Raw genomic sequence first — 20,969 nt, 5'->3', positions numbered from 1 at the left:
TGAGGCCTTCAGGATTGACGTTGCTCTCGAAGGTTCGAGACAAAAGTAGAACAACCTCCAGATCACGATAACTCGCAAAGATGATAGGCGGCTCAAACGGTGCAAGGGAAGGTCCAAAGCGTTAAGGCAGCCAGGATACCTTGGGCGCATCTGCGTATCCCGCCCTTTCCGCAGATTGCCATCCGGGTGCTCCAATTGGCCAACACGGAAGCAGCATCCATGCGTGAGTTGAGCGACCTGATTTGTTCAGATCCAGCCTTTTCGAGTGAAGTGCTCACCATTGCCAGCTCTCCCCTCTACCCCCGCCGGGTTCCGGTGACAACCATTCTGCAGGCGATCGCTGTACTCGGAACACAAACTCTGAAAGGGCTTTGTCTCACCATCGGAGTTCGAGCCTACCTGGGGGCGTCGCTCCAACAAGATTCCCTGCGAGCCATATGGCGGCATGGTCTGGCGGTCGCTCTGATCGCCGAGCAACTCGCGTTTGCCGGGCTGCAGGACAAAGATGCAGCATACACCGCAGGCATCATGCACGATGTCGGCCGGCTGGTGCTAGCGATACTGCAGCCGAAAGCCTACGCGGCGCTTCTGCAGTCCCACCTGATCGACGACTGGCAGCTGCCAAGGGAGTTTGAGCCGATCGTCGCCCATCACCATTCTCTCAAAGACCGAGGGCAATCGTGGAGCATGGCGGATTTGATCAATGTGAGTTGCCGAATGGCGGATGCCGTCGGCTTCGCCGTCTTTCCCGGTTGCAAGGCCATGCTTTATAGCGACCTGCTTCAGGAACTCCCTACTCGGGAGCGCGGAATGTTCTGCCCCGACGCCGAGAGCCTCGCCTTCCAGGTAGGCAGCAAAATCAATGCTTTGGAATCAATTTGAGCTATATATGGAAGACCACTACCGGTTTTCAGGAACGAGAAGTTAGGGCGACTCCTCTCAAATTCATGATTTTCCGGGCCTCCGCTCGGGGTAGATCTTATAATTTGAGACCGGACGGGTTCGTCACACCCGCAGAATGGGATCTTCCAAGACGAACCGTGGGTGACCAGGACACAGCCAAAAACCGTGCAGACCTCCCGAAGAATGGGAGGCCGAACCGCCGTCTGAACGACCGCCGCCTCGACACGTGGAAGGAAATTGGCGCGTTTTTTTCCCGGGATGAAAGGACCGTGAAGCGTTGGGAGCTTACCCGCGGTCTTCCCGTACACCGGGTTCCAGGAAGCGGCCGATCCACCGTTTACGCTTATGTAAGTGAACTAGAGAACTGGCTCAACTGCTCCGACAAGAACCTCTCTTCCTCGCCGCTCATTTCGCCACCAGTGGAAGCCTTGGAGCCGTCTGCTATCGTCCTACCCACCCCGCAGCCCGGCGACGGCCCTCCGCCTTCAACCGGCAAACAAGACAAGCAACCCGCAGATGAGCTCCCCGCTGATGGGCTCCCAGCTGATCGCCTCTCCGCAGATGGCTTGCCCACAGATCGCCTCATCGTGGATCAGCCGGGTGCTGAGCCGACCCACGCGGCACTCCTCCACTCGGCACTCCTCAGGAGGGCATCCACACAAGGCTTTGTCCGGCGTGCAAGGTTCCTGGTGGTGGCCGCCTTTGTGGTGGTGGCGGGCACCACCGTCATGCTGACCGCCATGAAAGATCGCCAGGCCGGACGGTCCAACAGTATGTCCACTCCTCCTATCAAACACGTTCCAGATCCCCAGGCAGAGGAGCTTTATCTTAAGGGAGAGTTCTATCTGCAGAAGCGCACGCCCGAGAGCCTCAATCAGGCGCTCGACAGTTACTCCCAGGCGCTGATCAGAGATCCTTCTTATGCCGAGGCGTATGTTGGCCTGGCTAACTGTTATAACCTGCTGCGGGAATATACCTTGATGCCGCCCGAGGAGGCCTATCCTCGGGCATTGGCTGCGGCCCGGCAGGCCATTGTTCTGGACGATTCCCTTGCGGGCGTGCACAGTGCGCTGGCCTTCGTGGACTCCTACTGGCTGTGGGATTCCTATGGAGCCGAGCGGGAATTCAAGCGGGCTATTGAACTCGATCCCAACTCCGTCTCCGCACATCACTGGTACGCGACTTTCCTTCTGCATCTAGGGCGTTTTGAGCAAGCTATGGAGGAAATCAATCGCGCCCAAAGGCTGACGCCATCATCTCCGGCGGTGCTCGCCGATAAGGGTCTCATCCTCTTTTTCGCAGGACACCCAAATGACGCCATAGCTCTTTTGAAGCAGCTGGAAGCCGCCGAGCCCGCCTTCCTATCCCCTCATACTTATCTGGCAACCATCAGTCTTGAGACCGGCAGCTATCCCATCTATCTCGCCGAGTCGATCGAATCTGCTCGCCTCTTGCGCGACCCCTACCGGTTGTCGATCGCCGAGTCAGGACAGCAAGGATTGAATCAAGGCGGATATCAAGCCATGCTCCAGGCGATTCTTGCGCGACAGATAACGCTCTATCAAGCGGGCCATCTGTCGGCCTTTAGTCTCGCCCTGACCTATGCCCGGCTTGGCCGCTCTCGGGAAGCCATCGATTATCTGACCAAGTCATGCGATCGCCGGGAGCCGGACGCATCCGGACTCCGAGTGGACCTGGGGTTGCGTACCCTCCACAACAACCCCGAATATCGGAAGCTGTTGACTAAGGCTGGCTTTCCTCCACTCTAAAACTGATTCTGTACCCGATCTAAGACTGCTTCGAGGAAGCCGCATAGAGCAGTTATGGTTGGTGTGCGAAAAGGCCGTAGCCGCTAGTCGACGCTGAATGTGGAGGCAGCGCCGCTGTATCCAAACCCGCAAGCAGACGGCGGGTTTGGATAAGCGGAGAATGCAACCCCGTTGCGATGCAAACGGCTACTCGATAGGCGCCGTGCTTGGTCTGACGCTCGAGATCGCCGTCGTCGTAGCTGCTACTATGCTTCCGCTTAGCTTCGCAAATTGCGGAGAACCGGTGGCATTGTCGAGCACGACAAGATCGGCCTTCAGTGTTCCAGCACTAGCTGGCTTGAAGGTCACGATTACTGAACAACTCGCTCCAGCGGGAAGAGTTGCCGGGCACTTCGTCGTTCCCGAGTAGGATTTGGCGGCGGCTCCGGCAAAGTCGATACCGCTGATGGTAACGGTGTTTGCCGCTGATCCGGTATTCCGTATGGTGATTGTTTGCGGAGCGCTCTTAGCACCGACCTTGGAACTAGTGAAGTTCAGACTAGCCGGGGACAAAGTGATTGCCTGGCTCGAAAGTGCCGTCTGCCAGCCGTTCACCAGGTTCGTCGCGTTCACTGATCCCAGGCCGGTCGCTTGATCATAGCCTTTGGTTGCCGCATAACCACTTAAGGTGCCGAGAACATCCCCACTGGTCTTCGTGACGCAGTTGGGCGTCCCGGTTACGCAGACCTGAGAGTTAGTGCCAGAGGTGGTGTCGTAAAAAACGCAGTGATTGCCGTTAGTGACGGTATTTGAATTGCAGCTGGTCAAGTTTTCTTTGGCCGCGAGCGCATAGAAAACCGGATTTGCAAGTCCCTGTGCAGCGCCCGTCTTCTGGACAACCAGCGACATGATGCCGGCGAGCGCTGGCGAAGATGCGGAGGTTCCCCCGATCTCCTGGTAGATGATCTTGCCCGGATTCGTGTAATTACAGGAGACGTTTTCCGAGTCACAGACAAGGTAGGCGCTGCCGACGATTCCATCCGGGTAGCCCCCTGAGGCGAAGAGCGAGACATCAGGGAGATCGCGCTTGCCATCCGCCGGGACGCCGACACCCTTCTGCCACGAAGGCTTTGCATAACCTCCGGAGCAGCTGGAGCCCTTTGGAGTGGTGCAGGCGCTCTTGCCGCCACTCCCGGCAGCGATCACAACCAGATCTTCGTAGTTGAAGCTATTGTAAGCGTCATTACAGGTCTGTTCCGCACTGGGCTCACTGAAGAACAGCACAATGAAGCTGCCGGCGCATGTGGAGTTCCAGGGAATCTCGCGGATGTATCCCTTCGCCGTAGCGCCACTGGCGCTATTGGTGGCATTCCAGTAGGTGGAGTAGGGGGAAGCCTGCCAGAAGAAATCAGTCCCGCCAACCGCGGTTACGTACGGGCTCGAGGCGAGGCCGTTGACCTGCAGACCGGTAGAGGAAGCGTTGGGAGCGGGAGTATCCTGGCTCTCGCATCCGGCCGACCCCTGATCTCCGGCCGACTCGAAGATCGAGATTCCCTCGGTCGCGCCTTGCTGATAGAGGCTGTTGTAGGCCGCGTTGGCGGCGGTCCCCAATTCCAGTTCGCAAGTACCGTAACTGGCGCTCATGACCGGGGCGGTTTCATGATCCACAATGTAGGCATCGGACAACTGCCCGCCGAAGGTCGTGGACGTCGAGGCGGAGACCACCATGACGACCTTGGCGCGAGGCGCCACCGCCCCCGACCATTCCACGTCCAGGGTATTTTCCCCCCTCGCGCCAGCAACCAGGCCGGGATCTTTTCCGTTGTGAATGATGGTCGGCGGGTTGTTCGGCAGGCCAAAGCTCTTCTGGAAGGTCGCAACATCACTCAACGTAATATCGCTCGCCCCCGAGATCGCGATCTTCTGACCGGAACCATTGATGCCCTCGTTCCATAGCGGCAGCAGGTTGTAGATGGTGGCGAAGTCGAAGGGCGTAATGTCTTCACGCTTAAATCCATTGCCATCCGTGTAAGTGAACTGCGGATCCATGGTTTTCGCGGAGGTAGAATCTACTGCTTTGATCTTGCCGGTTTTTGGGTCTCTGGTAACCAGAGCGCCTTTCACCATCTGGGGCTTGGGAAAGAAATTATGCAGCGACGCGATTCCCGTGATCACTGGGGCAAGTGCTTCAGGAATCTGGGGATCGCCGGCGTTTGCAGTGTGCGCCTCACCGTTGATGGAGTAATGATGGATCTCGGTATGGAAGGCCGCTCCCACTTGGCCGGCTGTACCGGAGAATTCAATTGTCGTGCGTCCTTTGCTGACGCTGTCGATGCGAAAACCGTGATTCTCAAGCCAGCTTGTCACGTTCCGAATGTCTGCGTCCGATGGTCCATAGGTCGCGCCGAATTGCTCTGCACTCAGCCAATGGTGGAAATTGGATGATTTAGGGTCGTACTGCTCCTCGTTGAAGGCGCTGAGGGCAGACTCTTGTTCTGCACTCCGCTTGAGAACGAGCACAATCCGTTCCATCGGCATCGATTCCGCCACGACGCCCCGGTCGAATTCTGATCGCGCCAATGGGTGAACATTGCCGGTAAGCGGTACTAATTTAGTCTCGTCGATTGCCTCGACAATCCGGTCAGCCGGCCTCGAACTCACCCCAGCCACGCTCTGACTCCAGAGCGTGGCCGCCCCTCCAAGACCTATTGCAAGGCACACGCACAATTTCAGCTTCCAATCGCTCCGCATGAATAGAACCTCTAAGTTGATCTATGGTGGGCTGACTTATCCCGAGAACTCCCACGCCGCGCTAATCGTTGCCTATACGGCTGCTATACGCAAATGACATGACGGGACATATCGGGACAACTGTGGGCAACTAAGGGAATAAGGGCATCTAGGTGGCAAGCCAGCAGCACAAATGCCTCAGCCTGAGCCAAACGCGATCGATCGGGCTCAAAACTCCGGATCTTGACCACACATTCGAGCTAGAGGAGAAAGACAGCTACTGTCATGCGGAGAGGCCAGACCTACAGAGCCATTTTCGCGCATGACTTCAACAATACTTCTGATCTAATCGAGGACAGACATAATGGCGGAAGCTTCCGGAGCTACTGATGGCAACGAAGTATTGCGTTCGCCGATCGAAGTTCTGCACGATGGTCATCGGGGCGAGGCGATGTGAACGACATGCTTAAGACAAGCGCACATCCTACAATCGCATGACGCGGTGCGGGCTTTCCGCAACGCGGGATCATCTTCCATTGATAGCGAAGGATGATCTAATAGCGAAGGATCATCCTCAGTTAACCAGCCGGCGTAAGCCGCTCGAGGGCGTTGCCCATTCGAAACACCATTCCCTCGTCGAAGTGTTTGCCGAGGATTTGCGCTCCGATGGGAAGGCCTTCGCTTGAAACTCCACAAGGTACCGAAATTCCGCAGATGCCGGCCAGGCTGGCAGTGACCGTGTAGATATCAGCCAGATACATGGCCATCGGATCGTCGGCTTTCTCCCCGATCTTGAATGCGGGTGTGGGCGCGACTGGAGTGACGATGGCATCTACCTCGTTGAAAGCCTTCAGGAAATCCTGGGTGAGCAGGGTGCGAACCTGTTGGGCCTTTTTGTAGTAGGCGTCATAGTAGCCGGCGCTTAGGGCGTAGGTGCCCAGCAGAATACGACGTTTGACCTCAGCGCCGAAACCACAATCTCGCGACTTCCTGTACATCGCAGTCAGCGTCGTCGAGTCCGGACTCCGGTAGCCGTAACGAACGCCGTCGAAGCGGGCCAGATTGGAACTTGCCTCCGCGGTGGCAAGCACGTAGTATGCCGGAACCGCGTAACGGGTGTGAGGCAGGGAGATTGGACAGACAATGGCCCCCTCGCTTCGCAGCTTGTCGATGGCGCCTTCCACCGCCGCCCGCACTTCGGGATCCAACCCCTCCGCGAAATACTCCGCCGGAACCCCTATCTTCAATCCCGTAATGGGCTTCTCCAGCTCCGCTGCGTAGTCGGGGACCGGTTCAAGCGAGGAGGTCGCATCCAACGGATCGTACCCGGCGATCACCTCGAGAATTGTCGCAGCATCCCGCACCGTCGAGGTAATCGGGCCGATCCGGTCGAGGGAGGACGCAAAAGCGATGAGGCCATAGCGCGAGACGCGTCCATAGGTGGGCAGAACTCCAACCACTCCGCAGAACGATGCAGGCTGCCGGATGGAACCGCCGGTATCCGTACCGAGGGTGGCTAATGCCATTCCCGCGGCCACCGCTGCAGCCGACCCGCCGCTCGAGCCACCCGGAACACGGTCAAGAGCGCGGGGATTCCGGACTGGCCCATAGGCGGAGTTTTCATTGGAAGACCCCATCGCGAATTCGTCGCAATTCAACTTGCCCAGCAGCACTGCACCGGCTGCATCGAGGCGCTGGACTACGGTTGCATCGTACGGCGGCTGATAGCCTTCGAGGATCTTTGACCCCGCAGTGGCTGGCGATCCCTGGACGACCAGCACGTCTTTGATTGCGATCGGCACCCCAGCCAGCGCCGGAAGCGCAGTCCCTGCCGCAGCCATGGCGTCAATCCTGGAGGTTTGCTCCATGGCTCGCTCCCGGCTCACGGAGAGATACGCATTCACCGAGGAGTTCTCCGCATCGATGCGCGCGAAGTACTCCTCAGCGAGATGAGCAGCGCTGATCTCGCGGGAGTGTATAGAGGTGCGAACCTGTTCGATGTTGTAGACAGGACTTTTCGTAATTTCAGGAGCCATGCAATTTCATTATCGCTCAATCACCTTAGGAACACGGAAGAACGTCCCGTCGGAATCCGGGGCGCATTCCATGACGGTCGCACGATCCAGAGAGGAGATCACCTCGTCTTCGCGGAGCGGCCTCCCGGCCGAATTCGAGCCGAGAATCTCGCTGACCTGCGCCATCGCCGGGACCGACGAGGTGTCGAGCTCATTTAAGTGCGCCACGTGGTCCAGGATGGAGTTCAGGTCGCGCAGCATCGAGGCTTCTTCTTCCTCGGTTAGTTCCAGGTTGGCAAGATCGGCCACCCGCTGCAGGTCGCGGCCCGTTACTCTCTCTGAGTTCGTCATGCTGGTGAAGCTTTCTAGAAATTGGATGTCTAGGACAGGATATCAGCCTTCGACATCCAGTTTCCAAGGCGCCGTCTGCAACTTTAGCAAGTGGAATGCTCTAGTAGGCGCCATCTCGGTAGCAGACCGCCCGCGGAGTCTTCAGCAAGATCCATAGGTCCCTCGCCATGCTCCACTTGCAAACGTAAGTCTCATCCAGTATGACGCGAGCTTCATAGGAGACGTTGCAGCGTCCAGAAACCTGCCAAAGTCCGGTGATCCCAGGAACTGCGGCCAGGTAATAGGGAAACCGCTCTGCGTATTTGACCATCTCCGCTCGGACAATCGGCCTGGGACCGACAAAGCTCATATCCCCGGCAAACACGTTAAGGAGCTGGGGAAGCTCATCCAGGCTCGTCTTCCTGAGCAAACTCCCAAGCGGGGTAATTCGTGGATCATTGCGCAGTTTATGGGTGTGAAACCACTCGTCTCGTGCTTCCGCATCTCGCTTGAGATGCTCCGCGAGAATATGGTCGGCATGCGGCCGCATAGTGCGAAATTTCCAAATGTAAAATTCTCGGCCATGTTGGCCAATGCGCTTCTGACGAAAGAAAATCGGCTGGCCAGCCGTGAGAAAGATCAGGGCTCCGATGAAAGCGATCATCAACCCGACAATCGGAGCAATCAGGATCGCGAGTGCGATATCAAAAATGCGCTTGCCTACCTCGTATTTCCTGCTCTGCGTAGGGAGATCACCCAAGTCGGGAGCATCACGCCAGAGTTCAAGTGCTTCAGAACTGCGGTTGAATGAGGCGAAAGTTTTCGATCTGAAACTGGCTGCGTCTCCAAACTGGCCACTCGCAGGAGACAAGTTCTCGAACTCTAACTCATCAGCGCTACTACTCTCCGCACCGCGGAGGTCGCTTTCAGCACTTGGTGGAGGCCCGATAGTGACGATACGCCCGCCAGTGCTTGAGGACAGAATTGATGAAGCCAAATGTATTTCCCCCGAGGAAGAATTCGAATTGGCACGAAGTGGTATCCGGTGCCTTTTGCTCGATCCTTAATCAATATTCGGCACTTTTATCATTTAAAGTCTCAGCTCCTGTCATGGACAAAACCTGTTTGAACTTGGTTCCCTTTTTGACTCGATGACAGAATCTAGCCCTATTCCCCGGAGTTCATGTGTCGTTCATTGTGCTGTACTCCAGAACTAACACCCAGATACAACAACATTCAACTCAAATGCTACCTGCAGGGTGCAAAACGTGACTCCCTTTACACGCCGTACACGCGATTGAGTCATCGTAACCCCGGGCGACGCCAGAAGTTGTTCACGAAAGGAACTTTGCTTTCCGCCCTCACAGTGTACTAAACCCCCTCGCATTGGCATAAAGATTCAGAAATCAGTGTTGTAGGATGCCTGACGCTGGCGTCGGTCGGGCCTTCATCTTCGGCTTGCGCCCGTCTGCGGTTCATTATGAATGCAGCACCAGCCGTGAACCGTCGTTTTCTGGAGCTCCATGAATTTTCAGTGAATGCTCTTGAAAGAGAGCAGAAGGGAGAACACCTCTGCCCTCTCCAGCGGTTGAGTAACGGTGGTCATCTATAAAATATTGATCGCCGCTGCTCCTATAGCGAGCTGGGAGAAAATCTGCGACCAGTTGATGAATCCCCTGACCGCCGATGCACCGACGGTCTTCTCCGGGACCACGATGCTGTCGCCTGGATTGAGCCGCATAGCCTCGAAGTTGTTGCCCCAGAGTCCGTTCGCTGTCGCGCGGCTGTAAACCGATCCGTCTGCCCGAATCACAAAGATGTGTTTTTTGTCTGCCTCTCGGTTGGGGCCGCCCGCCAGACGAAGATAGTCGCCGACGCGCCGGCTTGATTGATAGATAAACGAGTTCTGATTGTACACAGAGCCGACCACGTTGATGCTCGCCGGCACCGGCGGCACAACAAACCGGTCGTCATCCTGGAGGGGTAGGTCGGGGATGCTGTCGACGCCGGTGCTGTTCGGCTTCACCTCAAGGACGATCCTGCCAGTCGCCCGGAGCTGGTGAAGTCGAGTCAGCAAGGCTTGTTGGCTGATGTTAGCCGCGTTGGCGGCGGCGGTGTCTTGGGGGCTGACTGCAGCGGCCGCCAGGTTAATGCTCCCTCGCTGCGTCTGCAACTCGAGCGATTGTACGTATTCATCGAGGCGTTGCTGCTGAAAGACGCGGGTGGATTCCCGGGTGAATTCCGACCCGAAGAGATACGCATTGGGCGTAAATCCGCCAGCGCGTTCGACAAGCTGACGAAGGGTCTCGCCTGGTCCGACGCTGTAGATGCCGGCACTCACGAATTCTCCCTCAAGCCTCACGAACTTGGTTTGCTGCTCGAGCGGGACCCGGATGTCAGCCTGGGAAAAGATGGTGACAACGTCTCCAGGTTGTATCGGCAAATCCTGAGTCGGATCGTGATCGATCACCAGCTTACCGAGGTTAAAGGAAAGGAGGGAGGTCTTCAGCGAAGAAGGGTCGAGACGCTCAATGACGGCGTACGACCAATCAATCTCGGGAGCTGACAGCCTGACATCGAACTTCTGACCCGCGGTGGCGACATTTTGGGTGACGATTTGGCTTTGCTGGCCCGCTAGCGTGCTGCCACTGGCTTCCGCTTGCGCGGCCAGCGAATCACCGCGTTGCTGTCCAGGGTACGAAGGAGCATTGGCGTTGGCAGTTGGGGAGGAAGGCGCCAGGTTGCCGCTGAACTGCCCGTTTCCCAGGTCGGGTGTCTGTCCGGATGAAGGTGAGTCTGGCCTATTCCACTGCGTGCCCGGCGCCGCCGGAACTCCGTTGAATGTTCCATTCAGAGGAAACGTCTGTTGTTTGGGTAGATAACCAGGATGGCTGGGCTGATAAAGCGCGCCCCGGCCTTCCAGTGGCTGAAATTCAAATCCCGGTAGTCCCAGCTGGACCCGATGCCACCAATAGTTGCGGGTTATCAGCGATGCCCGGTCGGGAATCAGATCGCTCAGCTTCATGCCTTCGTGCCAGGCGAATCGTCCCGGATTCGCCAGGTTTCCGCGAAGCGTTACCGTCTTCCCGAAGCCGGGAACGATGGAAATCACTCGCAGGACATCGCCATCTTGTAGCGGCGTGGCCAGTCCCGTGGCGTCGAGCGCGACCTCCATGGCGAATCTATTCTGATGGTTCTCGATGCGCTCTACCGAGATCCTTGAGCCGGAAGCGATCGCGGAAAGCCCCCCCGCAGAGTCGATCAACTGTTGGATCGTAGTGGCCCCTGCGCCTCCTCGCAATTCGTAAATGGCGGGTTTTCGGACGCTGCCCATCAGCGCCACCTGCGGTCCGGCCGCCGGGATGTAAATGACGTCTCCGGGGAGCAGACGGGCGTCCTGCGACTTATCACCGCGTATCAGGAGATCGTACAAGTCGAAATCCGAGATCACCTTTCCTTCGCGCTTCAACTGGATGTCACGCATTGTGCCCTGCACCGACGGACCGCCCGATGCGAACAAGGCGTTGACCAGCGTGCTGAGGGAACTTACCGTGTAAGCGCCGGGACGTCGTGCCTGCCCTACCACAAATATCTGAATCGACCGCAGTTGACCCAGATCAACAGTAAGATCGAAGTTCCTGTAAACGCGAGCGATTTGCGAGCGGATCTGTTGACTCAGGTCGGAAAATGCATAGCCAGTCACGTGGATACGGCCGACCTGCGGCAGATAGACATCGCCGGAGCGGTCCACTTTGAGATCGGCGTTGAAGTTCACCTGACCCCACACTCGAATCCGGATCTCATCTCCGGGACCGATCACATAGTCAGGCGTCACTGGAATCTGATCCACAGGAGCAAAGGTGGAGGGCACGCCTTGAAAGAGGTCCTGCCCATAAATCGGAAGCAGCTGCTGGGTCGTAGACGCCACAAGTTTCTGAAATTCCGTCAACGGTTCTTGAGGGAAGGGCAGTGGGGCCGAGTTTCGAGCGTTGGCAGCATTAGCACCATTGACCCCTCCGTTGTCGGAAAAGGTGGGATTCTGGGTACCAGGAACTCCGCTACGACCGTTCTGGGGAGAACTCCCTGAGTTTGGGAATTGCTGCGAATTCTGATAACTATTTTGCTGGTTTTGGTTATTCTGCCCGCGGCCCACCTGGCAAGTCTCTGAATTCGCGTTAAGCGGATCGGCGCAATCGATGCCTTGCTGGGCGTCGATGCCCGTATTGCCCAAGGTTGACTGGGCGAAGGAAGAAGACCCTAATGTGAATGTCAGGAGTGCGGCAAATCCCAGATAGACAGATCGATTTAACATACCGTCGATGAAAGGCGGGAGCGCGAAAATCAGGCCGCGAACCCTTTCCCTACGTGATTTCTCCTTGTGGCCCCGCAAGAGCCTCTACGCGGCATGACTCGGGCAGTGCATTCTGAGTGTAGTGCTTTAGAAGGTCGAATCAAAGCGGAACCGGTGTCGTTCTTCGGCGTCATTCGACGACACGGACGAGAAATTCCATGTCTCGGTGACCACTGCCGCAGTATACCGAGCAACGGCCGGGGAAGTCGCCGGTCTCGGCCGGGGTAACCGATACCTCGGTCCGTTGGCCCTTGTGAATTTCGGCCCTTAGACCTATTCCCTTCACAGACAAACCGTGGGGAACGTCCTCCGAGAGAAAAATGAGCTTCACGGGCTGCCCCTTCTTCAGGGTTATCTGGTTTGGGGTAAACGAGAATCTCTGCGCACGGACGATGATGGTTGGAACCGGCGGTTCGTCGGCCGAGACACGCGTCTCCGGCACCATCGAGAGCAGTAGAACGATGGCAGAGAGCAACAAGCGGCAAGTAAAAATTCGCGATGAAAACTGCCGTAAGACCATGAGTCAAGGTTTTCATTCAGGGAGATAGAAGTAAAGTCATCGGGATTGAAAGACGGCGTTCCGCTCTGAATTCTTCCGACTTCTAATATTTCACTCGACAACTAAGGTCAACTGGACGCTCTGTGTCGCTCCTGAGCCAGTCGCCGTCACGACGGGATTATAGGTCGCTGATGGCGTCGAGATCGGATTTCCCCCGGTCGACGCACTCGTTTTGCCAACGCTGGCACTGACTCCGCAGCCTAGCGGGGTCGCTGCGATGACGATTACCCAGGCTAGCCACCATCCCTTCCTCCGAGTGGCAGGGAATCTAAGAAGAGCAAACGGCAAGCACAGCGCTATCAGAACCAGCGCCGTTCCACGAGATGGCTTACCAGTTGTGGCGGTCGCATAGGCTCCTGTCGCACCAAGGGTTCCAGTTGCAATCGAAACCGCAACCGTTGTGGTGACTCCACTCGTCAGCTGCACCGAGGACGGGTTCACGATGCAGTCAGAGCCTGGAGGCGAAGAGCCGCAGGTGATTGACACCATCCCGGTTGATCCCGAATCCGGAATGATCTGCAAAAGATAGTTGGCGGTTTGCCCGGCGGTGACGGTTGCACTCGACGCCCCATTCGGTTGCAAGGTGAACCCAAAACCGTCGCCGCTAAGCGCGACCTGCAGCGGATTATCAATCGAAGAGCTTCCGACCGTCAGCGTTCCTGAAAGGAGGCCCGAGAGAGTGGGGAGGAATTCGACCTGGGCCGAACAATTTCCTCCGGTCGCCAACGTGGAGGTGCAACTTGTTGAGACGATGCTAAATGGGCCTTGCACCGCGAGGGTGAGCGCGCCTAATGCTATTCCGCCGCTGTTTGTAACAGTAACGGTCTGCGCAGGACTCGGCACCCCGATGGCTTCGGTGCCGAAGTTGATTGCTGAAGGTAAGACGGAAATCCCGGACGGCGCCAGACCCAGACCTGATAAGGCAACGTTCTGAGGCTTTCCATACATGTCGTTGATCGTCAGCACACCATTCTCAACTCCCACCTGTTTGGGGCTATAGGTCACTGAAAACGCGCATGTGGAGTGGCCGATCAGTGTCTCCCCGCAGCCATTGACGACCTGGAAGTCGCCAGTCACGGATGCACTCACCGAGTTCAAAGGCGAATCCCCAGAGTTGGCTAGAATGACCACCTGCGGAGTGCTGCTGGTGCCGACAGTCTGTAGCGCAAAAGCGAGAGCGGACGGCGCGACGCCATCGGTGGCCGGAGCGACGCCATTACCCAGAAGCGTCGCCGATTGTGTCCCTTGACTGTCACTGATGGAGAAGACGCCCGGGCGCGGACCCGACAAGGTCGGGGTGAAGGCGATGGCCACGGTGCAACCGAAGTTTGGAGCGAGCGTCGCCGAGCAGGTATTCGCCACAATTGAAAAGTCGCCAGTCACAACCGGTGTCCCGAGTGTCGCTGCGACACCGCCAGTGTTCGATATGGTGATGTTCTGCGGTGGGATTGCCGACGAGCCTACTAGTGTGGCACCGAAGTTCATCGAGGTTGGCAGTAAAACCACCGACGCGCCAGGTAGTCCGGTGCCGCTGACCGGCACGGTCAACTGTCCTTGAGCGACGTTCGCATAGATGGTTAATTTCCCGCTGCGAACACCGGTCATCGTCGGCGTGAACGTCACTTGCACGGTGCAGCCACTTCCTATAGCGACCGGCCCGCTGCAACCATTCGCCGCCGCAAAGTCGCCCGTCACCGGCGTTTGGGCTACGATCAGGGGAATGGTTCCAGTATTTGTAACCGTGACTGTCTGTGCGCCGCTTTGAGTCTGTACTTGCTGCTCTGCAAACGACAGCGAGGATGGAGATGTGGCTGCGGTCGCCTCTGCGGCAGCCGCAGTGATCAAGGGAATCTGCCAGATACCACGTCCGTAGGTCCCTGCACGCAAAAGAGACTGTCCGGCATGATTGAAGGTCGCCAGCTGGATCACTGGTGAATTGGGCAGTCCCGATCCGTAGAGGCTCCAGCAATTCTGAACCGAGCAACTCGTAACCGCGGTGGTGATATAAACGCCAGTATCGATGGCCACATAAACAGTATTCGCATCATTGGGATCGATCGCGATGCTGTTCGCGGGAACGCCAGGCAGGTTACTGGTAATATTCAGCCAGCTGACGCCGGCGTTGGTCGAGGCGTAAACGCTGCCAGTTGACGCAAGAATAGTGTCAAACCCCTGGATCGTCGCGTAGACGGTTTGACCGGTCGGATCGTGAGGATCGAGGGTAATGCTCGAGACGCTGAAATCCGCAGGATTGAAGCCGTAGAGGTCGTTCGTCACCGGCGACGCAGATATGTCCGTCCAGGCGGCAGGGGACAAGCGGGAATTAATCCCGGTCGCTTCGAAGAGGTGGCCGGCATAGGCTTGCGGACCGTCCAGACCCACCCCCGACATCCCAGCGTAGATCAACTCGGTGTTGGTTTCCGAAGTAGAGACCGCACTGCTCGCAGCCATTGATTGGAGTAACCCGTTGCCGGCACAGGTAGGTCCTTCGCCCGGGTAAAGTTCGCTAAGCTGGTTGGCTAGTGACCAGGATGCTCCATCTGCAGGGCCCCACCAGACATGACAAGTCCCGAGGATGAGGTTCGCACTATTCAGCGGATCAAGGATGAACGGTGATCCCTCGGATGATGCATAGGCGTCCGGCCCGACTTGAGCAAATCCGATGACGGGTGTGCCGAATGCAGCCGGAGTGCAGGAAGAGCCGCTCGCGCATAGATCAATCCCAACTCCGATGCTGCTCTGCGCGTACCAGTTTTCGGGATTTGACGGGTCGATGGCCACATAGCTGCCGTTGCCGTCCAAAACCTGAGGCCAGACGTTTTGACTCGCGGTCGATGAAGCGGCGGATCCGTTCACGCCGATCCCGGCGAGGATGATTGCGCTGTCGGTGGGGTCCTGCGCAAAGGCATTCACCTCGGCGAGCGATCCGATGCCGTTGTTAAGGTTCTGAAAATGGTTCGCATCGTCGGGGAGACAGGTTTGCATCGTCTGGCCCACATCGTCGGTCGACCGCCAGAGCCCGCTGTCATTGCCGAAATACATCAGCGACAGGCCGCCGGCAAAGGTCGTGTCGATCGCGTGTTGGAAGGGGGCGACCAGGGCGGCGGTGCAGGTGTTCGTGTTCGTGGTGTTGCGAAAGACACAACCCGCCGCAAGGCTGCAGCGATAAATATCTTGCGTCCCTGCGAAGAGAAGTGTATCCCCAGTGGAGGGCACCGCCGCTAACACCAGACTGTAGTCGCCGAGGAAAATCGCGCCCTGGCCATTTTCGAGCGCGGTGGCAGACAACGGTTGGCTAAATGTAACAGTGTTTGACACACATGTTCTAGAGGACGCTGAGCATACATCCTGCCAGAGCCCCTGGTCGAGCAAATTGCCATCCACACTGAGAGCGAACATGTCTCCGGTGGAGGGTTGTACCGCCAGCGCTCCGCGGAAGAGCGGGCACGCCTGCGACCCAATGCTGTTCGGGTTGGTCGGACACTCGGTCGACGTCAAGCCGGCGCCTGGCTGATTCGAGAGGCGAGTGAATGTAATTCCATCCGCGGACTCGTAATATCCATGGAAGCGGATGGCTGCATAAAAGCGTCTGCGAATCGGGTTCCACACCACCGCGGTCGCCGCGTTTCCTCCGCCGGCGACGGGGATCAGGCCGGTCTGCACGGTTCGGCCCGGCCCGTCGGTTATCGTGGCCATAAGCCACGTCTGCCCAGCATCGATCGAGTAGTAAAGGCCGGCGACACTCCTCGGAATGTCGTTATAGCTTTGAAGATCCGTCGCGCCGACCAGTTCTCCTTGCGCCGATTGAGAGACAGCGGCAACGACAAGGTTCGGAGACTGTACACTCCAGGCGAAGGCGGCGAAGGCATTCCCAACGAAGTAGAAGTTCGTCAGCGAATTCACAGACAGGTCATTTGAGTTGGCAATCAGACTCCAGCTCAGGCCACCGTCCGCGGAACGGAGAATGCCGGAGCCGTAGTAGGAGTCAAGGGCATCGTTCGGGTCTCCCGTCCCTGCCAGGATGACACCAGTTCCTCCCGTTTGGACCGAGAGTGCTCCGATGCTCAGCGAAGCCAGATCGCCTTGATTGAACGCAGGTAGATCGTCCGTTAGAGGAGCAAAGGAAACGGCAGCGGGAGGGCCTGCTGCAGTGGTGGATTTCCATACGCCGCCACCGCTCGTCCCAACATAGATCGTATTGCCGGTCGGATCCGACGGGTCGACTGCGATACTCGAAACTCGGCCTGTCACCAGCCCGTAAACAGTGGTTGAGATCTGCGCCGGTCCGAGCGGTTGCCATGGCTGACTGAGCAGGGAATCTGTGGGCGTGGCGAGCGCAGGATCAATCCCCTCTCTGACATTCGCTGATCTCTTGCTGGCCGCGCGTCCCTGCATCAACAGGGTTGCCGCCTGTTTTCCCGGCCACCCGCGCTTCGCCAGGAACGCTTTCGCGTTTGCCTGATGAGTAGGGCGTAGCGGAGGCTTGGCTATCGTATCCTGCGGCGATGCAAAGGCAACAAGCCCGGATGGAAGGAGGCAGGCGACAATCAAAACCCACGAGCGGAGTGGCCGGATGATCACAGTTCGCCTATGTCTCGAATGTTTCGCGAGTGACAACCGACGCCATTCAAATAGCGGCGGACCAGAGTCGCAAAACCACGGAATCTTAGATTTTGTTACGGAGAGTTGTAGCCATTATGCGGTCGTGATCGGACCGCTCGCCACTAGATTCGGAGTTAGCGGCCCCCTGGCTTTCCGAGAAGGAACCGTAATGGGAAATTGGTGATCAACCTGTACTTCAAGTGCTATGGTTGGCAGGATACGAGACGGCAATCAGAATGCTCCTGACACCGGAGAGATCGGAAGTTCCGCCCAGGCGACGGGATCCCGTTCAGCAATTCTTCAGGGACCTTGGTCCGGGATTGATTACTGGGGCGGCCGACGATGACCCTTCCGGGATCTCCACTTATTCGGTAGCCGGGGCGGCCTACGGCTATACCGCACTCTGGACGGCATTGTTTTCTTTTCCGCTTATGGCGGCTGTGCAGTTGATGTGTGCGCGTCTGGGCATGGTGACCGGCCGGGGACTCGCGAGTGTGATTCGCACTCGCTATCCGCCTTGGGTACTCTGGCCGGCTTGCGGGCTGGTGGTCATCGCCAATGTATTTAACATCGGCGCCGATCTCGGAGGCATGGCCAACGCCATGCAAATGGTGACCGGAGTTCCCTCTTACTTTTGGACGCCCCTCTTTACCGCAATTATCATTGCTCTTCTTTTTTGGACCTCGTATCGCACCATCGCGCGGACCTTCAAGTGGATGACCCTGATATTGTTCGCTTATGTCATTACGGCCTTCCTCGCTCGTCCCGATTGGTGGGCCGTTCTCCGATCCACATTCGTGCCTCATATCGAGTGGACACGAAGCTATGTGTCCGTTCTGGTGGGAATACTAGGCACAACGATTTCGCCGTACCTTTTTTTCTGGCAGGCATCGCAGGAAGTAGAAGAGGAGCGCAAGCAAGGCAAGATCAAAGTGGCGCAGAGGCGCGGAGCCACGGATGCCGAGTTGGCCGCTACGAGAACTGATGTCGTCACCGGCATGTTGTTCTCAAACGTGGTGATGTACTTCATTATCTTGACGACGGCGGCTACTCTTCATGCCCATGGACTCAGAAGTATTACGACCGCCAAAGAGGCGGCAGAGGCGCTGCGTCCGCTGGCCGGACAAGGCGCCTACTGGCTGTTCACCCTTGGGCTGATCGGGACAGGGATGCTGGCGGTGCCAGTACTTGCAGGTTCGTGCGCCTATGCGGTCGCGGAGGGCGCAAAATGGCGCCACGCGTCTCTGGGTTCTAAGCCCCTTGCGGCGCGCCCATTTTACGCGGTCATTGCAGTCGCGATGCTGATCGGCTTGGCTTTGGATTTTGCCGGGCTGGACGCGGTCAAGATGCTCTTCTGGTCCGCGGTTCTGAATGGGGTGCTGGCGCCGCCCCTGGTTGTTCTGGTCGTGCTCCTGACGAGCGACGAAAAGGTGATGGGGAAACGCACCAATTCAAGACCGTTGCGCTACTTGGGCTGGGCCTGCGCTGTAGCGATGGGCGGCGCGGCGCTGGCTCTGTTGGTGCTATAGCCGAACGCCGCGCTCAGACAGCATTGGAGATGAGAGTCTTTGAGGACCTCATCCGGGCGCAACCTTACTGGCGCTGTCCGCCCGCGAGGATGAGCGTTTGCCCGGTCACCCAGCCAGCGTCGTCGGAGGCGAAGAAGACTGCGGCAGTCGCGATGTCTCCAGGCTGCGCGATGCGGCCGAGCGGGGTGGTGGCTTCGATCTGCTTGCGGAAGTCACTCTCGGCGAAGCCCGCTGCGTGGACGCCTTCGGTCTCGACCATGCCGGGGTTGAGCGAATTTACCCGAATCTTCCGCGCTCCCAGCTCCTTCGATAAGGCCACGGTGATGGCATCGACAGCTGCCTTGGTTGCGCTATAAACGGCGGCGGTCTGCATCGGCATTGGTCCCACGATCGAGCTGATGTTGATGATGGAGCCGCCCTCGGGACCGATAAGCTTCACAGCCTCCTTGGTAGTCAGGAGCAAGCCGAGAACGTTCAGATCGAACTGCTTGTGGAAGTGTTCAGCGGTGATCTCTTCGAGCGGTGAAAACTCGTAAATACCAGCGTTATTCACCAGAATGTCGAGCTTTCCGTAAGCTTTCTTGGTCTCTGCAAAAAGCTTCTCGATCTCCGCCTGTTTTGCCACGTTGGCCTGGATCGCAATCGCATCGCCGCCCTTGGCTTTGATGTTGGCCACGACTCGGTCCGCGCCCTCTTTGCTGCTGGAGTAGTTGACGACCACCTTCGCGCCTGATGCGGCGAAATGCTCCGCGATGGATGCGCCAATGCCCTTAGACGCGCCGGTGACGACCGCTACTTTCCCGTTTAGTGTGCTCATGTCTTTCCCTCTTTACGCAGTGAAGCTTCGGTACGCCTAAGTGATGGACATGACGAGGGGAAGGATTCTGGAAGTGGCTAGATCCGGGAAAGTTCTTTGAGGTATGCCTGCCAGATGTCGCGACGGAAAGTCAGGTTCATAAATTTTCCGTCACGCGCCATTTCAATCAGATTGGCGGCTTCGAGTTCCTTGAGGTGATGAGAGACGGTGGGCGGGGTCACCGACAGATGCTCGCGGAGATCGGCGCAGGCTACGCAGCGCCCTGCGGCAATTTGCTGAAAAATCTCAAAGCGAGTCGGGTCGGCCAGAGCCCGGGCTATCCGGAGTTGTTCGCGCTTGCCAAGCAAAACCGGCTTTTCCGCAGCAAGTTTGATGGTGGGTCGAGAGGCCACGACTACCATTGTGACAGAATGCTTGTCGGCTGTTCTGGTTTAGCTGGATGGGGAGAGATCAAGCGCAGGGCTTGTTGCCGACTGCCAGCAGCGTCTGGAAGTATGGCGCTTCGCTTTCTTTGTGAACCAGATCCGTCTCCACCCCCGCAAAGCCTGCTTTCTGTAACAACCCTTCCAATTCGGCTTCGCTGAAGCCAAGCCAGAGGTCCGCGTAGAGTTCGCGGGCCTCTTCAAAGCGGTGTCTGACCAGGTCGAGGACGGCAATGCGGCCGCCGGGTTTGAGAATGCGCCAGGCCTCGGCAATCGCTCGTCCGGGGTGCAAGGCATGATGGAGGGATTGGCTGAAGAAGGCGAGATCCACGGCCTCGTCCTCGATCGGAAGCGCTTCAAGGTCCCCGCGACGGTATTCGAGGCTGCTGGCGCCCTGCTTCAGGGCGAGGGCAGTGCCGTACTCAACCATCTTCTCTGAGCTGTCGATTGCTATCACCCGTTTGGCGCGCTGCGCCAGGAGCAAGGAAAACGTCCCTTCTCCGGCGCCCAGATCGGCGATCACCATTGGTGGCATAAGCTTCAGCAGCGCTTCTGCTAAACCCTTCCAGGAACGTCCCGGAAGATACTCCCGGCCGAAACGCCCAGCCATCTCATCGAAGAACGCACGGGTTTTGTCCTGCCGCTTGCGGAGAATGAGCGCCAGGGCAGCCTCGTCCCCAACGGCCTCCGCAATCTCGACCGCGGCCTGGCGAATAATCGGCAGGACGGCCTGAGCAGCCGGCTGCGCGAGCCTGTAGAGGTTGTTTTTCCCGGCGCGCCTGTCCTCAATGAGTTCAGCGCTCTTCAACTGCGAGAGCTGCGTCGATATAGTACTTTGGCCAAGACCGAGGATTTCTTGCAGTTCGGCGACAGAAAGCTCTTCCGCTGCGAGGAGCAACAAGATCCGCAACCGATTTGGATCAGCAAGCAGCCGCAGCGATTTGAGCATTGACGTCATTTTGG

At 57.7% G+C, this 20,969-nt stretch carries 13 protein-coding genes; 3 read left to right on the top strand and 10 right to left on the bottom strand.

The genetic code is table 11. The features are described 5' to 3' along the window. The first annotated feature begins 99 nt into the window (after positions 1–99). Together ACPOL_RS07240 and ACPOL_RS07235 are read left to right on the top strand one after the other, a co-directional pair. Complete coding sequence (locus ACPOL_RS07240; protein ID WP_114206459.1) at positions 100–882, top strand: HDOD domain-containing protein; 783 nt, start codon at positions 100–102, stop codon at positions 880–882. A 290-nt stretch (positions 883–1,172) separates the two neighbouring features. Next, the gene (locus ACPOL_RS07235) at positions 1,173–2,672 is read left to right on the top strand and encodes a tetratricopeptide repeat protein (RefSeq protein ID WP_161557238.1); all 1,500 of its coding nucleotides are present in this window, start codon (positions 1,173–1,175) and stop codon (positions 2,670–2,672) included. Positions 2,673–2,858: 186 nt separating this feature from the next. Here the strand turns inward: ACPOL_RS07235 and ACPOL_RS07230 are convergent, their stop codons facing one another. From ACPOL_RS07230 to ACPOL_RS07200, 7 genes are all read right to left on the bottom strand, one after another. Continuing rightward, entirely contained in the window at positions 2,859–5,402 is a 2,544-nt protein-coding gene (locus ACPOL_RS07230) for a protease pro-enzyme activation domain-containing protein (RefSeq protein WP_114206457.1), read from the bottom strand. Between the two features lie 557 nt (positions 5,403–5,959). After that, entirely contained in the window at positions 5,960–7,417 is a 1,458-nt protein-coding gene (gene gatA, locus ACPOL_RS07225) for an Asp-tRNA(Asn)/Glu-tRNA(Gln) amidotransferase subunit GatA (RefSeq protein ID WP_114206456.1), read from the bottom strand. A gap of 9 nt (positions 7,418–7,426) precedes the next feature. Then, on the bottom strand, positions 7,427–7,747 hold the full coding sequence (gene gatC / locus ACPOL_RS07220) for an Asp-tRNA(Asn)/Glu-tRNA(Gln) amidotransferase subunit GatC (protein ID WP_114206455.1): 321 nt from the start codon (positions 7,745–7,747) through the stop codon (positions 7,427–7,429). 100 nt (positions 7,748–7,847) lie between these two features. Further along, on the bottom strand, positions 7,848–8,486 hold the full coding sequence (locus ACPOL_RS07215; protein WP_236657297.1) for a sugar transferase: 639 nt from the start codon (positions 8,484–8,486) through the stop codon (positions 7,848–7,850). An 846-nt stretch (positions 8,487–9,332) separates the two neighbouring features. Beyond that, on the bottom strand, positions 9,333–12,038 hold the full coding sequence (locus ACPOL_RS07210) for an SLBB domain-containing protein (protein WP_150132931.1): 2,706 nt from the start codon (positions 12,036–12,038) through the stop codon (positions 9,333–9,335). A 169-nt stretch (positions 12,039–12,207) separates the two neighbouring features. After that, on the bottom strand, positions 12,208–12,597 hold the full coding sequence (locus tag ACPOL_RS07205) for a cupredoxin domain-containing protein (RefSeq protein WP_114206453.1): 390 nt from the start codon (positions 12,595–12,597) through the stop codon (positions 12,208–12,210). A 90-nt stretch (positions 12,598–12,687) separates the two neighbouring features. Beyond that, positions 12,688–17,217 carry a choice-of-anchor D domain-containing protein gene (locus ACPOL_RS07200; RefSeq protein ID WP_236657296.1) on the bottom strand — a complete coding sequence of 1,510 codons (4,530 nt, stop codon included), beginning with the start codon at positions 17,215–17,217 and terminating at the stop codon, positions 12,688–12,690. A 257-nt stretch (positions 17,218–17,474) separates the two neighbouring features. On the opposite strand from ACPOL_RS07200, the gene ACPOL_RS07195 reads away from it, so the two are divergent. After that, positions 17,475–18,767, top strand: coding sequence for an NRAMP family divalent metal transporter (locus tag ACPOL_RS07195; protein WP_114206452.1), 1,293 nt, complete (start codon positions 17,475–17,477; stop codon positions 18,765–18,767). A 64-nt stretch (positions 18,768–18,831) separates the two neighbouring features. Here the strand turns inward: ACPOL_RS07195 and ACPOL_RS07190 are convergent, their stop codons facing one another. From ACPOL_RS07190 to ACPOL_RS07180, 3 genes are all read right to left on the bottom strand, one after another. Continuing rightward, positions 18,832–19,584 carry an SDR family NAD(P)-dependent oxidoreductase gene (locus tag ACPOL_RS07190; RefSeq protein ID WP_114206451.1) on the bottom strand — a complete coding sequence of 251 codons (753 nt, stop codon included), beginning with the start codon at positions 19,582–19,584 and terminating at the stop codon, positions 18,832–18,834. 77 nt (positions 19,585–19,661) lie between these two features. Continuing rightward, the gene (locus ACPOL_RS07185; RefSeq protein ID WP_114206450.1) at positions 19,662–19,985 is read right to left on the bottom strand and encodes an ArsR/SmtB family transcription factor; all 324 of its coding nucleotides are present in this window, start codon (positions 19,983–19,985) and stop codon (positions 19,662–19,664) included. A 49-nt stretch (positions 19,986–20,034) separates the two neighbouring features. After that, on the bottom strand, positions 20,035–20,964 hold the full coding sequence (locus tag ACPOL_RS07180) for an ArsR family transcriptional regulator (RefSeq protein WP_114206449.1): 930 nt from the start codon (positions 20,962–20,964) through the stop codon (positions 20,035–20,037). Between the last annotated feature and the right edge of the window lie 5 nt (positions 20,965–20,969).

Origin of the sequence: Acidisarcina polymorpha (assembly GCF_003330725.1) — a bacterium.
Taxonomy (GTDB): Bacteria; Acidobacteriota; Terriglobia; order Terriglobales; family Acidobacteriaceae; genus Acidisarcina; species Acidisarcina polymorpha.
The sequence above is the reverse complement of the archived record's forward strand: the minus strand, read 5'-3'. Positions and strand labels throughout refer to the sequence as shown.

Bases quoted from the DNA above. Each gene is read 5' to 3' on its own strand.
- ACPOL_RS07195 (WP_114206452.1), top strand. From the start codon at position 17,475: ATGCTCCTGACACCGGAGAGATCGGAAGTTCCGCCCAGGCGACGGGAT.
- ACPOL_RS07210 (WP_150132931.1), bottom strand. From the start codon at position 12,038: ATGTTAAATCGATCTGTCTATCTGGGATTTGCCGCACTCCTGACATTC.
- ACPOL_RS07205 (WP_114206453.1), bottom strand. From the start codon at position 12,597: ATGGTCTTACGGCAGTTTTCATCGCGAATTTTTACTTGCCGCTTGTTG.
- ACPOL_RS07185 (WP_114206450.1), bottom strand. From the start codon at position 19,985: ATGGTAGTCGTGGCCTCTCGACCCACCATCAAACTTGCTGCGGAAAAG.
- gatC (WP_114206455.1), bottom strand. From the start codon at position 7,747: ATGACGAACTCAGAGAGAGTAACGGGCCGCGACCTGCAGCGGGTGGCC.
- ACPOL_RS07190 (WP_114206451.1), bottom strand. From the start codon at position 19,584: ATGAGCACACTAAACGGGAAAGTAGCGGTCGTCACCGGCGCGTCTAAG.
- ACPOL_RS07180 (WP_114206449.1), bottom strand. From the start codon at position 20,964: ATGACGTCAATGCTCAAATCGCTGCGGCTGCTTGCTGATCCAAATCGG.
- gatA (WP_114206456.1), bottom strand. From the start codon at position 7,417: ATGGCTCCTGAAATTACGAAAAGTCCTGTCTACAACATCGAACAGGTT.
- ACPOL_RS07230 (WP_114206457.1), bottom strand. From the start codon at position 5,402: ATGCGGAGCGATTGGAAGCTGAAATTGTGCGTGTGCCTTGCAATAGGT.